Origin of the sequence: Ancylomarina euxina (assembly GCF_003863355.1) — a bacterium.
GTDB classification, from domain to species: Bacteria; Bacteroidota; Bacteroidia; order Bacteroidales; family Marinifilaceae; genus Ancylomarina; species Ancylomarina euxinus.
Genome location: NZ_QQWG01000006.1, coordinates 81,858 through 97,458, shown reverse-complemented (window position 1 = coordinate 97,458; position 15,601 = coordinate 81,858). Strand labels below are relative to the sequence as shown.

At 39.0% G+C, this 15,601-nt stretch carries 11 protein-coding genes; all 11 read left to right on the top strand.

Translation table 11 applies throughout. The annotated features are described in order from the left end of the window. Positions 1-108: 108 nt before the first annotated feature. Positions 109-1,563, top strand: a complete 1,455-nt coding sequence (locus tag DWB61_RS07945) for a glutamate synthase subunit beta (RefSeq protein WP_125030367.1) — start codon at positions 109-111, stop codon at positions 1,561-1,563. 462 nt (positions 1,564-2,025) lie between these two features. Continuing rightward, complete coding sequence (locus DWB61_RS07940) at positions 2,026-2,490, top strand: KTSC domain-containing protein (RefSeq protein WP_125030366.1); 465 nt, start codon at positions 2,026-2,028, stop codon at positions 2,488-2,490. A gap of 1,301 nt (positions 2,491-3,791) precedes the next feature. Beyond that, entirely contained in the window at positions 3,792-4,358 is a 567-nt protein-coding gene (locus DWB61_RS07935; RefSeq protein ID WP_125030365.1) for a GNAT family N-acetyltransferase, read from the top strand. 25 nt (positions 4,359-4,383) lie between these two features. Beyond that, positions 4,384-5,586 carry an argininosuccinate synthase gene (locus DWB61_RS07930; RefSeq protein WP_125030364.1) on the top strand — a complete coding sequence of 401 codons (1,203 nt, stop codon included), beginning with the start codon at positions 4,384-4,386 and terminating at the stop codon, positions 5,584-5,586. Next, positions 5,583-6,548, top strand: coding sequence for an N-acetyl-gamma-glutamyl-phosphate reductase (gene argC / locus DWB61_RS07925; RefSeq protein WP_125030363.1), 966 nt, complete (start codon positions 5,583-5,585; stop codon positions 6,546-6,548). Before DWB61_RS07930 ends, argC begins: the two co-directional genes overlap by 4 nt. Before the next feature lie 93 nt (positions 6,549-6,641). Then, the gene (locus tag DWB61_RS07920) at positions 6,642-7,769 is read left to right on the top strand and encodes an aspartate aminotransferase family protein (protein WP_125030362.1); all 1,128 of its coding nucleotides are present in this window, start codon (positions 6,642-6,644) and stop codon (positions 7,767-7,769) included. 2 nt (positions 7,770-7,771) lie between these two features. Next, a complete protein-coding gene (gene argB, locus DWB61_RS07915) occupies positions 7,772-8,551 on the top strand; it encodes an acetylglutamate kinase (protein WP_125030361.1) in 780 nt (259 codons plus the stop codon). Beyond that, positions 8,548-9,621 (top strand): M20 family metallo-hydrolase, encoded by a 1,074-nt coding sequence (locus DWB61_RS07910; protein WP_125030360.1) that lies wholly within the window; start codon positions 8,548-8,550, stop codon positions 9,619-9,621. The genes argB and DWB61_RS07910 overlap by 4 nt, the downstream gene beginning before the upstream one ends. 67 nt (positions 9,622-9,688) lie before the next feature. After that, entirely contained in the window at positions 9,689-11,026 is a 1,338-nt protein-coding gene (gene argH, locus DWB61_RS07905) for an argininosuccinate lyase (RefSeq protein WP_125030359.1), read from the top strand. A gap of 57 nt (positions 11,027-11,083) precedes the next feature. Beyond that, positions 11,084-12,166, top strand: a complete 1,083-nt coding sequence (gene carA / locus DWB61_RS07900) for a glutamine-hydrolyzing carbamoyl-phosphate synthase small subunit (RefSeq protein ID WP_125030358.1) — start codon at positions 11,084-11,086, stop codon at positions 12,164-12,166. A gap of 62 nt (positions 12,167-12,228) precedes the next feature. After that, a complete protein-coding gene (gene carB, locus DWB61_RS07895) occupies positions 12,229-15,453 on the top strand; it encodes a carbamoyl-phosphate synthase (glutamine-hydrolyzing) large subunit (protein ID WP_125030357.1) in 3,225 nt (1,074 codons plus the stop codon). Positions 15,454-15,601 lie beyond the last annotated feature (148 nt).

Genomic DNA, 15,601 nt, shown 5'->3' with positions numbered 1-15,601 from the left:
ACATGTCAGGTTCTGACTATTGATTATCCAAACCTAAGGGAATTATCGGAATCACAAAAAAAAAGTGAGACACTCAGACTAAAAATGTCAAATTAAGAGAATTGAAAGATGGGAAAACCAACAGGATTTTTAGAATATAGAAGAGAATTGCCAGCATACAAGCCCGTGGCAGTTCGTATTAACGATCATAAAGAATTTATAGAATCGATAAGTAAAATTAAAGTTGAAAAACAAGCAGCACGTTGTATGGATTGTGGAGTACCTTTTTGCCATAGCGGATGCCCATTGGGAAATAATATACCAGATTTTAACGATATGGTGTATAAAGACAATTGGAAGGCCGCCTATAAAATTTTAGCCTCTACCAATAATTTCCCAGAGTTTACTGGACGAATTTGCCCGGCACCCTGTGAGGCATCTTGCGTATTAGCTATCAATAAGGAAGCTACAGCTATTGAGATGATTGAAAAGAACATTATTGAGCGAGCGTACAAAGAAGGCTGGGTACAACCTAATATCCCTTTAATGCGCAGTAATAAGAAAGTGGCTGTGATTGGTTCAGGTCCTGCAGGTTTGGCAGCGGCCTCCCAACTCAACTCGGCGGGGCATAGGGTTACTGTATTTGAACGAAGCGACCGCATTGGTGGTTTATTGCGTTATGGAATACCCGATTTTAAGTTGGAAAAAACCCTGATCGATAGGCGATTGGATGTGATGAGAGCAGCGGGTATTGAATTTAAAACCAATGCTTATGTCGGAAAAAATATTGGCGTCGAAAGTGTTTTGAACGATTACGATGCCTTATTGCTTTCAGGAGGTTCAACCATCCCCAGAGATGTTGATGTTAAGGGACGCGAGCTGAAAGGTGTTCATTTTGCCATGGATTTTTTACGTCAGCAAAATGAGCGTAATGCGGGCGATGCCATTAAGAAAGAAGAGATCATTTTGGCAAAAGATAAGCATGTCTTGGTCATTGGCGGTGGCGATACGGGTTCCGATTGTGTTGGAACATCTATCAGGCAAGGGGCTCGGTCTGTTCTTCAAATTGAACTGTTGTTTCAGCCACCTAAAGGTTTTAACCCGGCAACACCTTGGCCACAATACCCAGCCATATTACGAACAAGTAGTTCGCAAGAGGAAGGTTGTGAGCGGGAATGGTCGGTTCTAACCAAAGAATTTGTGGGAGATGAAAAGGGGCAGCTAAAAGCCGTAAGACTTGTCGATATTGAGTGGGGTAATGACAAATTAAAAGAAATTGAGGGTAGTAAGCGTGAACTGGACTGTGACCTGGTCTTTTTGGCCGTGGGGTTTCTGCACCCCCAATACGAGGGCTTGCTATCAGATCTGGGCGTGGAACTGGACGAAAGAGGCAATGTGAAAACCCATAAGTATGCCACCTCAAAAGTAGGTGTGTTTGCTGCCGGTGATATGCGCCGGGGGCAATCCCTCGTGGTGCATGCCATTAGCGAAGGGCGTGAGGCAGCGCGTAAAGTAGATATTTATCTGAGCGGTAGTTCCGTTCTCGAATCAAAAGAACATTCTCTAATCTCCGTGGTAGATTGATTTAGACTAAGCCCCTTTTCCTTTTAACCATTAGGGAGAAGGGGGTTTTTTTATTGTCATTGCAATCCCAATCCCAACACACCTGTCATTGCGAGTCCGAAGTATGAGAATGTGGCAATCTCAGATTTTGTAATGACTATGCTAACCTAAGGGAATAATCGGGGGCACATGTCAGGGTATGACTAGGGATTATATTGCTATAAATAATGTTTCGGGTTTGATCCAGCACCGCTGGTGCGCGATTATATCGCGTTCCTTTATCTTTTTAATCAAATCTTACACGATGAAATCGTGCGGTAGCGGGATAGCTGAAAATAATTAAAAAGGAGAAAAGAACCAATACATCGTATTCATAACTTTTAAATGTATATTTTTGCGGCTGTTTTGGAAAAAAAAAGGCATGGGTGTGCCTTAAAAAACACCTAAGAATCTATTGAGAGGAAATTTACAAAGGAAGCATATATGAAGCGTATTAATGAATACAAGAAATTGTTTAATGTTGATCAGGACACGACACTTAGAAGTCTAAAATCAACTTACAGAAATTTAGTTAAAGAGTGGCATACCGATAAATTTCCTGAAGGACATGAATTGTACGAAGAGGCTGAATTAAAAAGCCGTCAGATTATCGATGCTTATCATTTCTTAGTGAGTATTGCTCCTGAGACTAAAGCTGCAAACTTAGAGGAGTATGAGTATACTACAAATCAAGTTGGTATTGCCGATTTAAAGCATAAAGGCTTATTGCTTGAGGTGACCTTTTTAGATGGTTCAGCTTACGAATACTTTGGTGTGAATAAGAATGTTTTCCAAAAGATGATTAACTCTGATAAGCAAGCTCGTTTTGCAAAGAGAAGCATCTACAACTCATACACATACCGCAAATCGAAGAAAGCAACAGTTGCTGAGGAAGCAGTAGTAGCCTAATTCGCTTACGATATTATATTTAGAGCATCACTTTATTGGAGTGATGCTCTTTTTTTTTTATGGATTTTTATCTGCAATTTGTGACTGTGGACAAACTGTAAGTATCAGAATGTGGCTTACTATCTTATTGAATTCCTGATAGAAAAATACTTGAAAAAAAACTCTCATTTAGCAGTTGATTTATGCTGAATTAACGATGAGTCGACCATTTGTTGATGAATTTTATCAGGTCCATATTAAAGATCTAAAGAGGGAGAATTCTAGCCAACTTGAATTGGGAATTTTTTTAAAAAGCCAAATCGATTTTTGAAAAAAAATAATGATTGCTCTATTTGTAAAAAACCTTTTCCGCAAAGGTTATAAATAAGAATTTGGACTCATTATGTGACTTTATAGAAAAAAAGCAGTATTAAATATTAGATTTTTCAAAAAAATAACATGAACTGCAAGTGTTGTGTTTAGAGGTGATTAAGAATCTAATTTAGTTTTTCCGTAAACCTTTGCGTCAATATTCCCTTTGGGCTTGATTTGGTTTTATCGAAAAATTGTTTCTACATTTGTCTCAACAAAAAACAGAAAAAGCATGGCTACAAAAATGATAATTCGACGACGCAGATCTTTATTTCAACAATAAGGGAGCATTGTTTGTGGATTATTATCCAGGCTTTCCTTTATATCGGAAGGCTTTTTTTATGCCCATTCAGTAAAATTATCGAGTATCAAAAGAAAAAAATACGGAACAATGAATCAATTTTTAAACATCCGACGAAGACCAAGCGCACTTTTAAAGAAAGCGGTGGATGTCTTATTGTCGTGTTGTCTGAATTGACCATGATATATTTTAAAAGGCTTACCGTTTATACGGTAAGCCTTTTTTTTAGAATTTTTTTTAAGATTCAAATTTAAATTATAACAATCACTCATATGCCAACAACTATCTACACAGTAAGCCGACGCCATTTGCGTTCGAACTGCTACCCAGAAGGGGCGGATGAGTCTGATGTGCTATTAACTTAAATAGGATACCTAAGCTTACCGTCGACCACGGTGGGCTTTTTTTGTGCCTAATAATTGGTGGTATAGGTTTGAATAAGAGTTGTATAGAGAAGGAAGTTAGATTAGTAAATTAAAATAAATTTAAATAAGATGAAAACATTTATTAACAGGAAAAATCGGCTAAGGCTCCGATATAACAGTGTAACAAACGGCTTGAAAGAAAGCTTCGAAATTGAGATTAATAATAAATGGTTGAGCCTGACAGGCGTGGCTCTATTTTGGGAAACCTAGTGATTTAGAATAAAATGGAAACTGTAGACATAAAACAAGAAATAGCTGTTATCGAATCGGGAATTATACATATTGAGTATGCGACCGAGATATGCGAAATGATTGAAGCAGCTGCTAAAATAAGAGGAACAGGGATTGCCAAAAGAAATCCTTTATACATTGCTCAGAAACTTCAGGAAGGAAAAGCGATCATTGCCTTTGCCGAGAACAAGGTGATTGGTTTTTGCTATATAGAGACCTGGGAACATGAGTTATATGTAGCCAACTCGGGATTAATAGTCCACCCCGACTACCGTTATGTTGGATTGGCCAAGCAAATTAAAGAGAAGGCTTTCGAATTATCGAGAAAGCGTTTCCCCGAAGCTAAGATCTTCGGATTAACCACCAGCTTGGCGGTCATGAAAATCAATTCAGACCTGGGTTACAAGCCCGTTACTTTTTCGGAACTTACTAAAGATGCAACCTTTTGGAAAGGTTGTGCATCATGTATCAATTATGACATCTTGCAAAGAACCAATCACAATATGTGTTTGTGTACAGGCATGTTGTGTGATCCGAAAAAACCTCAACAAAAAATTTAGCAACAATCATCGTTAAAAATAGATCATGATAACAAAAGATAAAAAAGTCGTTTTAGCCTACAGTGGCGGATTAGATACCACATATTGTGCCCTTCACTTATCGAAGGATTTGGGAATGAAGGTTTATACGGTATTAGGAAATACTGGCGGATTTAGTGATGAAGAGCTAAGCGCAATAGAAAATAAAACTCAAAAGCTGGGCGTGATCCAACACACCAGCATCGATCTTACCGAAGAATATTACGCGAAATGTATCAAGTACCTGATTATGGGGAATGTTCTAAAGAACAACTGCTACCCCTTATCAGTAAGTTCAGAAAGAGCTTTTCAGGCTATGGCTATAGCCCAATATGCCAATGAAATTGGAGCTGATTTTATTGCCCACGGAAGCACAGGGGCGGGGAATGATCAAATCAGATTCGATCTGATTTTTAAGATTATGGCACCCAATGCTCAAATCATTACCCCAACCAGAGATTTGGAGCTGAGCCGTGAAGAAGAAATTCAATATCTGAAAGACCATGGCATTGATGATACCTTTGAGAAAATGGCCTATTCAATCAATGCAGGTATCTGGGGAACCAGTATTGGTGGAAAAGAAACTTTAGTATCGGATCAAACCATACCCGAAGAGGCTTATCCATCGCAGGTGACTCAAACGGTAGCAAGCGAATTAAGTATCGGCTTTGAAAAAGGAGAACTCGTATCAGTAAACGGACAAAAGTTCGAGAATCCAATTGATGCGATTAAAACCATAGAAAAATTAGGATCGGCCTACGGAATTGGCAGAGATATGCACATTGGCGACACCATTTTGGGAACCAAAGGAAGAGTTGCATTCGAAGCTGCTGCGCCAGTTTTAATTTTAAAAGCTCATGAAATGCTTGAGAAGCACTGCTTAAGCAAATGGCAAATGCACTGGAAGGATCAATTAGGTGATTTCTACGGTATGTTACTGCACGAAGCCCAATATCTGGAGCCCTTAATGAGAAATATAGAGTGTTTCCTTGAAGACACACAAGCAACTGTTTCGGGAGAAGTGAAACTGATGCTATATCCAAAGTATTATCAAATGATTGGGGTGAATTCTCCAAACGATTTAATGAATGATGCTTTTGGACAATATGGAGAGAAGAATGAGGGATGGACTGCCGATGATGTGAAAGGTTTTACCACAATTCTTGCCAACTCGATGAAGATTTATCACACTGTAAATGCAAAAGGATGATAAAAATAGGAATCATAGGAGGAGCGGGATATACCGCAGGCGAGTTGTTGAGACTCTTACTTTGGCACCCAGAGGCAGAGATTGTTTTTGTTCAGAGTAGTAGCCATAAAGGACAAGCTATTACCAAAGTACACAAAGATTTGCTTGGTGAATGTTCTTTGAATTTTTCAGAAGCTGATTTTGCGGCTGTCGATGTGGTTTTTCTTTGCTCAGGTCATGGTCAAAGCAAAAGCTTTTTTGAACAGAACAACTTGCCTGAGAATTTAAAGGTCATCGATTTGAGTATGGATTTTAGGTTAGAAAGTGATCATCATGATTTTGTTTACGGCCTACCTGAAATGAATAAGGCTGCTATTTCAGGCGCTAAGTATATTGCGAATCCGGGTTGTTTTGCAACGGCTATTGAGTTAGCTCTTTTGCCACTGGCAAAGGAACAAGCCCTGAAAGGCGAAGTTCATGTGACGGCTATTACCGGATCAACAGGAGCTGGGCAAGCTGCAACCGATACATCTCACTTTTCGTGGAAGAACAATAATGTGTCGCTATATAAAGCTTTTGATCATCAGCATTTAGCAGAAATTAAAGAGAGTCTTTGTAACTTACAGAATAGCTTTAATAAAGCGGTGAATTTTATACCTGTACGAGGTAATTTTTCACGTGGGATTTTAGCCTCGGTTTATACCACTTGTGAGTGGAGCCTTATAGAAGCCATGGTTCATTACCAGAACTATTATTTGGAACATCCATTTGTAGTCATTAGTGATGAAAACACAGATGTTAAGCAAGCTGTGAATACCAATAAATGCATTTTACACCTAGAGAAACACGGGGATAAACTCTTGATCGTTTCAATAATAGATAATTTATTGAAGGGTGCTTCAGGTCAGGCCGTACAGAATATGAATATCATGTTTGGATTGGCTGAGGATGCAGGTTTAAGGTTGAAGCCAGTGGCTTTTTAATTTATGAATTCTGAATTGAGATTGGTGATTGGAGGTTTCTACGCCATTCAAACTTCTAATTCATCAGTCTCAATTTCTAAATAAGTTTTTGCAATGCAATTATTCAACACATATACAAAATACGATATCAACTTGGTTTCAGGAGAAGGAATAATCCTTACTGATGTTGAGGGAAAAGAATATAAAGATTTTTATGGAGGTCACGGTGTCATCTCCATTGGGCATAGTCATCCACACTATTTATTTCGTCTTGAAAATCAGATGAAATGTTTGGGATTTTACTCTAATGTGGTTGAGAATAAATTACAGGATCAACTAGCTGAGAAGTTGGGAGAGCTTTCGGGTTATACCGATTACAACTTATTTTTATGTAATTCGGGAGCTGAAGCCAATGAAAATGCCTTAAAATTGGCCGCTTTTCATACAGGCAAATCAAAGGTTATTGCCATAAAGGGTGCTTTCCATGGAAGAACTGGCGGCGCACTTGCAGTTACAGATGATGCCAAGCTAGCTTCAAACTATAATGCCAAGCACAATGTGGTTTTTATAGAGATGAACGATACCGAAGCCTTAAAAACTGAACTTGAAAAGGGCGATGTAGCAGGTTTCATTATCGAAGGTATACAAGGGGTTAATGGCGTAGTCATACCCGAAACTAAGTTTTTAAAAGAGGCGGAAAGCCTTTGTCAAAAATATAGTGCCTTATTTATTCTCGACGAGATTCAATCGGGTTATGGAAGAACAGGGATGTTTTTTGCACACCAGCACGCAGATATCAAAGCCGATATCATTACAACTGCTAAGGGGATGGGGAATGGATTTCCCCTTGCTGGTGTGCTAATTCACCCTAAAATTGAAGGGAAATCAGGACTTTTAGGAACCACATTTGGTGGCAATCACTTGGCTTGTGCTGCAGGAATCGCTGTTTTAGAGGTAATGAAAGAAGAAAAGCTGATTGATAATGCGGCAAAAGTGGGGCAGTATTTGGAAGATGAGCTTAAGAAACTTGTGGGAGAAAAAGCCCTTAGAGCCCAAGGTTTGATGATAGGTGTTGATTTGGAAAATATGGCTGAAATAAAGTCGGCTTTGCTTTTCGAGAAAGGCTATTTTACGGGTGCATCAGGGAAAAAGACCTTAAGGTTACTGCCGCCTTTAACGCTTTCGATGACAGAGTCTGAAACATTTATTAGTGAGTTTTCATCCCTAATTAAAAAGCAATAGAGATGAAGGAACTAACGCTAGTAAAAATTGGAGGCAATCTGATCGACGATGAAAGTAAGCTGTCCGCAAGTCTTGAAGCTTTTGCAAAAATAGAAGGGGCTAAACTTTTGGTTCATGGAGGAGGCAAATTAGCCACAGATATGGCCAAACAGTTGGGTATTAGCTCGCCAATGATTGATGGACGAAGAATTACCAATGCCGAGACTTTAAAGGTGGTTAGCATGGTGTATGCCGGTTGGATTAATAAAAAGATTGTTGCTGGTCTTCAAGCTTTGAATCAGCAAGCAATCGGTCTTTGTGGTGCGGATGATAATTTGATTTTGGCTGAGAAACGTCAGCATGCCAGTATCGATTATGGCTATGTAGGTGATGTTCTTGAGGTGAATACTGAAGCTCTAGCGACCTACATCGAACAAGATAAAGTTTTAGTTCTTTCGGCCATCACACACGATGGTAAAGGGCAGCTCTTGAATACCAATGCCGATACGGTTGCAACGGAATTAGCTATTGCATTAAGTCAGCAGTATCAGGTTAAGTTGATTTATTCATTTGAAAAGCCGGGGGTTTTGATTAATCCTGAGGATGATATGAGTTTTCTGAAACGATTAGATATGAATCTATATCAGGAAATGAAAGAAAATGGATCAATAAACAAGGGAATGCTACCAAAGGCAGAGAATGCTTTTAGAGCTTTTGATAAAGGCGTACAAGTTATTATTGGAGATCTGTTGATACTCGCTAAAGATGAATGTTGTGGCACCCAATTAATCGAATGTTCATGAAGAATTTAGAGATATATAAAGCTTTGGCAATTGAAACCTTAAAGGGTTTGATTGCGATACAGTCCTACAGTAAGGAGGAAAACTTAGCTGCTGATTTGATGGAGCAAGTGCTTCAAAGCTACCAATATCAAACCCATAGAAAAGGGAATAATGTTTGGGTCTATGGGAAACATAATGCTGAGGACAAAGCTTTATTGCTTTTAAACTCGCATTTAGATACCGTAAATGCTTCGGCATCCTGGACTAAGGATCCTTTTCAACCACTTGTTGAAGATGGGAAATTATACGGATTGGGATCGAATGATGCGGGAGGTTGTTTGTGCTCTCTAATGGCAACATTTCTAGCACTTGATGAAAAGGAGCAAGACTACAATCTGGTTTTTGCTGCTTCGGCTGAAGAAGAGATATCTGGCAAAAATGGATTTGAATTGATTCAAAAGGAGATTGGGAAAATCGATTTGGGAATTGTTGGTGAACCCACCCTTATGCAGATGGCTATCGCCGAAAAAGGTCTGATGGTTTTGGATGTTGAAACCAAGGGTGTTTCGGGTCATGCGGCCAGAGGTGAAGGCGTTAATGCTATTGACAAAGCCATGAAGGATTTACAATGGTTTCAAACTTACAAGTTCGATAAGGAATCAGAAATACTTGGGCCAGTGAAAATGACTGTGACTCAGATTGCTGCAGGAAGCCAGCACAATGTGGTACCTGATAGTTGCCGTTTTGTTGTGGATGTGAGAAGTAATGAACACTATAGCAATCAAGACCTTTTTGAACTGATTGATCAGCAAATCGAGAGTGATGTAAAAGCTCGATCTTTTCGAATGAATTCATCGGGAATTAATTTGAATCACCCTCTTGTGCAGGCAGGAATTAAGATGGGACGAAGCTATTACGGTTCACCTACGACTTCGGATCAGGCCATTATGAAAGGTTTTCCAACTTTAAAGTTTGGACCTGGGGATTCAGCTCGATCACATACGGCTAATGAATTTATCTATTTGTTTGAAATAGAAGAAGGTGTTGAGATCTATTACCAACTATTGAATGGTCTAGAAATACAAGGTTAAAGTGGAAAAGGGGAAAGTGAAAAGGTGGCATATAGCTAATGGTTATTGGTAAATAAAAAAGAAAAGTATGAAACTTTGGGATAAAGGTACAAAGGTTAATCAGAATGTTGAAAGCTTTACAGTTGGCAAAGATCGTGAACTTGATTTGCAATTGGCTCCCTTTGATGTATTGGGATCATTAGCGCATTGTAAGATGTTGGCAAGTATCAATTTATTAGACCCTAAAGAACTTGTTCTGATTGAGAAGGAGCTACAAAAGATATTTGTTGATATTGAAGAGGGTCATTTTGTGATTGAAGAGGGTATTGAAGATGTGCACTCACAAGTAGAATTTCTTCTGACTCAGACTTTAGGTGATGTGGGAAAGAAGATTCACTCTGGCCGTTCGAGAAACGATCAGGTTTTACTCGATTTGAAACTATTCACACGTCATAAGATTGAGCAGCTTGTCAATAAAACACAAGAACTTTTTAATGTTCTGATCGGAAATTCCGAGAAATACAAGGATATATTGATCCCAGGTTATACGCATTTGCAAGTGGCCATGCCATCTTCATTTGGCTTGTGGTTCGGCGCTTATGCAGAGGCATTGAGCGATGACTTGAGACTACTACAATCTGCTTTTAAAATTGTCGATCAGAATCCTCTGGGTTCAGGTGCAGGATATGGTTCATCATTTCCTCTTGATCGTAAGATGACTACGGACTTGCTTGGCTTTGATGACCTGAATTATAATGTGGTTTACGCACAAATGGGGAGAGGGAAAATGGAGTTTGCCGTTGTGTCTGCTCTATCCAATATGGCCTATACCATTGGTAAACTGGCCATGGATGCTTGTTTGTATAACTCTCAGAATTTTGGTTTTATCAGCTTTGCTGACGAGTTTACTACGGGTAGTAGCATTATGCCGCACAAAAAGAACCCCGATGTTTTTGAATTGGTAAGAGCTAAAGCGAATTCATTACAGGTTTTGCCAACACAAATACAAGCTGTAAGCTCAAATTTGCCTTCGGGATATCATAGAGATTATCAGCTCACCAAAGAGTTTTTTATGCCGGCATTCGATCAGCTAATCTCTTGTTTAGAGATGACTAAAACTATGTTGTCGAATGTTAAGGTTAATGAGGATTTGCTGAATGATGAAAGGTATCAATATCTCTTTACCGTTGAGATGGTCAATGAATTGGTTCTTAAGGGTGTTCCTTTCCGTGATGCCTACAAAGAGGTCGGTGCATTGGTTGAATCAGGAGAATTTAAGTTTGAAGGAGATTTGAAACATCAGCACGAAGGGAGTATTGGGAATCTATGTAATGATGAGATCAAACAAAAACTGGAAAAAACGATTTCAGCATTTAATTTCGATAAGATCGATCAAGCCTATCAAAATTTATTGGGGAGAAGTTAGTAACTTATAAGACAATAGAACAAAGAATAATAAACAACCATTATATAATTACAATTTATGTTGAAACAAGCAAAGTTAATACTAGAAGATGGTAGCGAGTATCATGGAACTTCTTTTGGTTATGAAGGATCTGTGGCAGGAGAAATGGTCTTTAATACGGCTATGACAGGTTATCCTGAAAGTTTGAGTGATCCATCGTATCGTGGACAAATTTTGGTGACAACCTTTCCTTTGATTGGAAATTATGGCGTGCCAGGAGACAGAAAAGAAGATGATTTGTTTCGTCATTTCGAATCGGAGAAGATTCAACTTTCGGGTTTTGTCGTATCGGATTATACCGAGGATTTTAGTCACTGGAATGCGAGTTTAAGTCTATCCGATTGGATGAAAGAGCATCAGATTCCAGGTATTTATGGTGTGGATACGCGAGCATTAACAAAGAAGCTTCGAAATGGAGGAAGCATGAAGGCTAAGATTGTTGTAGATGATCAGGACGTTCCTTTTATCGATCCAAATTCTCGTCATCTTGTTTCTGAAGTCAGCACTACAGAAATAAAGACTTACGGTAAGGGAAAACACAAAGTTCTTCTTTTGGACTGTGGTGTGAAGAATAATATCATTCGTTGCTTGTTGAAGCGTGATACAACAATCACCCGTGTTCCTTACGATTTTGACTTTACGAATGAAGATTACGATGGCCTGTTTATCTCAAACGGACCTGGTGATCCAAAATTGAATGTGAAAGCCATAGAACATGTTAAAACTGCTATTGGTCAGGATAAACCAATTATGGGTATTTGTCTGGGGACTCAGCTAATGGCTTTAGCTGCAGGAGCTGATACCTATAAACTAAAATATGGTCATCGATCACACAATCAACCCGTGCTTTTAAAAGGTACCAAGCGTTGTTACATCACCTCTCAAAATCATGGTTATGCTATCGATACGGCAACATTACCATCGGATTGGGAGGTTTTGTTTGAAAATGCTAATGATAATACCTGTGAGGGAATTAAGCACAAAACGAAGCCTTTCTTTGCATCTCAGTTCCACCCTGAAGCCTCAAGTGGGCCAACTGATACAGAATTCTTATTCGACGATTTCATTGGAATGATGGAAACATACAAGGATAAAGTATAAAGGTTGAAGTGTAAAAGGAGAAAAATTGAAGGAAAAGTGACTTAACATTAACTCAAAAAAACATGACTCATAATATAAAGAAAGTATTGGTATTAGGTTCAGGAGCGCTTAAGATTGGTGAAGCGGGTGAATTTGATTACTCAGGATCTCAGGCTCTTAAAGCGATGAAAGAGGAAGGTATCAAAACGGTACTGATTAATCCTAATATTGCTACGGTTCAAACTTCAAAGGGTATTGCAGATGAAATCTATTTTCTACCTATAACACCTTATTTTGTAGAACAAGTGATTCTTAAAGAGAAGCCTGATGGTATTCTATTAGCTTTTGGAGGACAAACGGCCCTGAATTGCGGTATTGAGCTCTTTAATGCTGGAACGCTTAAAAAATATAATCTGAAGGTCTTAGGAACACCTATTGAGACCATCATTAAAACTGAAGATAGAGAAATATTTGCTCAGGAACTTCGCTCTATCGATGTGAAAACGCCAAAGAGTATGGCTGTAGGTTCAATCGATGATGCTTTGAATGCTGCAGGAACATTAGGTTTTCCAATCATTGTTCGTGCTGCTTTTACTTTGGGTGGTCAAGGTTCAGGTTTTTGTAACAATATGGATGAGCTAAGAGTCTTAGCTGAAAATGCTTTGTCCTACTCATCTCAAATTTTAGTTGAAGAGTCCCTGAAGGGATGGAAAGAGGTAGAATATGAAGTAGTTCGTGATGCCTATGACAACTGTATTACGGTTTGTAATATGGAAAATTTTGACCCTCTTGGAATTCATACGGGTGAAAGTATCGTTATTGCACCATCACAAACACTAACCAACTCAGAATATCACAAGCTAAGATCGCTTGCCCTTAAGATTATTCGTCACTTTGGTGTGGTTGGAGAATGTAATGTCCAGTATGCTTTGGATCCAAACTCGGAGGATTACCGTGTAATTGAGGTGAATGCACGTCTGTCTCGTTCTTCTGCGCTTGCTTCAAAAGCGACAGGTTATCCATTGGCTTTCGTAGCGGCTAAGTTAGGATTGGGTTATGCGCTTCAGGATCTGAAAAATGCGGTAACCAAAACTACAACAGCTTGTTTTGAGCCAGCACTCGACTATGTGGTGTGTAAAATACCTCGTTGGGATTTGAACAAGTTCGAAGGCGTGACTAAGGAAATCGGATCTAGTATGAAATCGGTTGGAGAAGTGATGGCCATTGGTCGAAACTTTGAGGAGGCCATTCAGAAAGGACTTCGAATGATAGGACAGGGCATGCATGGTTTTGTAGGCAACAAAAATTCCAAGTTCGAGGATGTTGATAAAGAATTGGCTAACCCTACAGATATGAGGATATTTGCCATTGCTCAAGCCTTCGAAAAAGGCTATACGGTGAATCAAATCCATGACCTAACTGCTATTGATAAGTGGTTCTTGAGTAAGTTGGAGAATATTAGCAAGCTAAAATGGGAGCTTCAGAAAGTTAATGAATTGAATTCTTTAGGTACTGATCTCTTCCGAAAATCTAAGGTATATGGTTTCTCTGATTTTCAGATTGCTCGCTTTGTTCTAAAACCCGAAGATGGCAATATGGAACCGGAGCTTTTACAGGTTAGAAATGCCCGTAAGAAACTTGGAATTACTCCAGTTGTGAAGCAAATTGATACGCTTGCAGCTGAATATCCTGCTCAAACCAACTACTTGTATTTAACTTATAGTGGTAGTGAAAATGATCTGGTTTATGAGAATGACAATAAATCGGTTATCGTTTTGGGATCGGGAGCTTATCGTATTGGTTCCAGTGTCGAGTTCGACTGGTGCAGTGTGAATGCCTTAAGTGGTGTGAAGAAAGAAGGTTATCGTTCGGTCATGATTAACTACAATCCAGAAACGGTTAGTACGGACTATGATGTATGTGACCGTTTATATTTCGATGAACTATCATTTGAACGAGTGCTTGATATTATCGATTTAGAGCAACCTAAGGGCGTGATTGTCTCTGTGGGTGGTCAGATTCCTAATAATCTTGCTATGCGTCTGCATCATTCGGATGTGAAGGTATTGGGAACTTCACCTGAAAGTATCGATAGAGCAGAGAATAGAAAAACCTTCTCGGCGATGCTCGATGATTTGCGTGTAGATCAACCTCGTTGGGCGGAATTGAGCAGTATTGAGGCCATTCATACCTTTATTGATGAAGTTAACTTCCCTGTTCTGATTCGTCCTAGTTACGTACTGTCTGGTGCAGCAATGAATGTGGTATCCAATAAAAACGAACTGGAACATTTCCTAAATTTGGCGACTCAGGTTTCTAAACAATATCCTGTGGTTGTGAGTGAGTTTATTCAGGAAGCTAAAGAAATTGAGTTCGATGGAGTCGCAAAAGATGGTGAAATCCTGATCGATGCTATCTCGGAACACGTCGAGTTTGCAGGGGTTCATTCTGGTGATGCCACTTTGGTATTTCCACCTCAGAAACTTTATTTCGAGACGATTCGTCGTATTCGTAAAATTGCAAGAGAGATTGCTAAGTCTTTGAATATTACTGGACCTTTCAATATGCAATTATTGGCTAAGGATAACGATATAAAAGTGATCGAATGTAATTTAAGAGCTAGCCGTAGTTTTCCATTTGTTTCGAAAGTAATGGACTTCAATTTTGTGGAGTTGGCTACCAAAGCGATGCTTAATGGAACGATTCCTTCTCAAATGCCATCTATGTTTGAATTAGAAAATATTGGTGTGAAAGCCTCACAATTCTCTTTCTCAAGATTGTCAAAAGCGGATCCGGTTCTGGGTGTTGATATGGCTTCGACAGGTGAAGTAGGCTGTATTGGGCCAGATTATTACGATGCGATACTAAAATCAATGTTATCAGTGGGTTATCGAATACCGAAAAAAGGCGTGTTAATCAGTAGTGGCCCCATTCGTTCTAAGATTGAGCTTCTAAAAAGTACTCAGATGCTACAGAAGAAAGGGTACAAATTATATGGAACGCGAGGGACTGCAAAATTCCTTTCTGAGAATGGTGTTGAGATAGAAGGTGTTGCTTGGCCTGATGAAAAAGGGGAAATAACAGCACTAGACTTGATTCGAAGTAAAGAGGTCGATTTTGTGATCAATATTCCTAAGAATTTAAGCGAAGATGAATTGTTTAACGACTATCAGATTAGACGTACCGCAATCGACCTAAATGTACCTTTAGTAACGAATGCGAGATTGGCCAGTGCATTTATCTACTCGTTCTGTAAAAAATCACTGGAAACTCTGGATATTAATACTTATAGCCACTATTTATCCTAGACTTCTAACAGTTTAACCAAAATTAATCCTGACACGTTTTCGAACAGTCAGGATTTTTTGTTGTATCAAATTTAAATTGCTTGGAACATCTCTCTCTTTTTTTGAAAAAAGCTATTTTTGTCATACCAATTAAACTTCAACAGCTTTT

What these genes read in the sequence shown, in the direction of transcription:
- DWB61_RS07945 (WP_125030367.1), top strand. Translation starts at nt 109, where the DNA reads ATGGGAAAACCAACAGGATTTTTAGAATATAGAAGAGAATTGCCAGCA.
- DWB61_RS07940 (WP_125030366.1), top strand. Translation starts at nt 2,026, where the DNA reads ATGAAGCGTATTAATGAATACAAGAAATTGTTTAATGTTGATCAGGAC.
- DWB61_RS07935 (WP_125030365.1), top strand. Translation starts at nt 3,792, where the DNA reads ATGGAAACTGTAGACATAAAACAAGAAATAGCTGTTATCGAATCGGGA.
- DWB61_RS07930 (WP_125030364.1), top strand. Translation starts at nt 4,384, where the DNA reads ATGATAACAAAAGATAAAAAAGTCGTTTTAGCCTACAGTGGCGGATTA.
- argC (WP_125030363.1), top strand. Translation starts at nt 5,583, where the DNA reads ATGATAAAAATAGGAATCATAGGAGGAGCGGGATATACCGCAGGCGAG.
- DWB61_RS07920 (WP_125030362.1), top strand. Translation starts at nt 6,642, where the DNA reads ATGCAATTATTCAACACATATACAAAATACGATATCAACTTGGTTTCA.
- argB (WP_125030361.1), top strand. Translation starts at nt 7,772, where the DNA reads ATGAAGGAACTAACGCTAGTAAAAATTGGAGGCAATCTGATCGACGAT.
- DWB61_RS07910 (WP_125030360.1), top strand. Translation starts at nt 8,548, where the DNA reads ATGAAGAATTTAGAGATATATAAAGCTTTGGCAATTGAAACCTTAAAG.
- argH (WP_125030359.1), top strand. Translation starts at nt 9,689, where the DNA reads ATGAAACTTTGGGATAAAGGTACAAAGGTTAATCAGAATGTTGAAAGC.
- carA (WP_125030358.1), top strand. Translation starts at nt 11,084, where the DNA reads ATGTTGAAACAAGCAAAGTTAATACTAGAAGATGGTAGCGAGTATCAT.
- carB (WP_125030357.1), top strand. Translation starts at nt 12,229, where the DNA reads ATGACTCATAATATAAAGAAAGTATTGGTATTAGGTTCAGGAGCGCTT.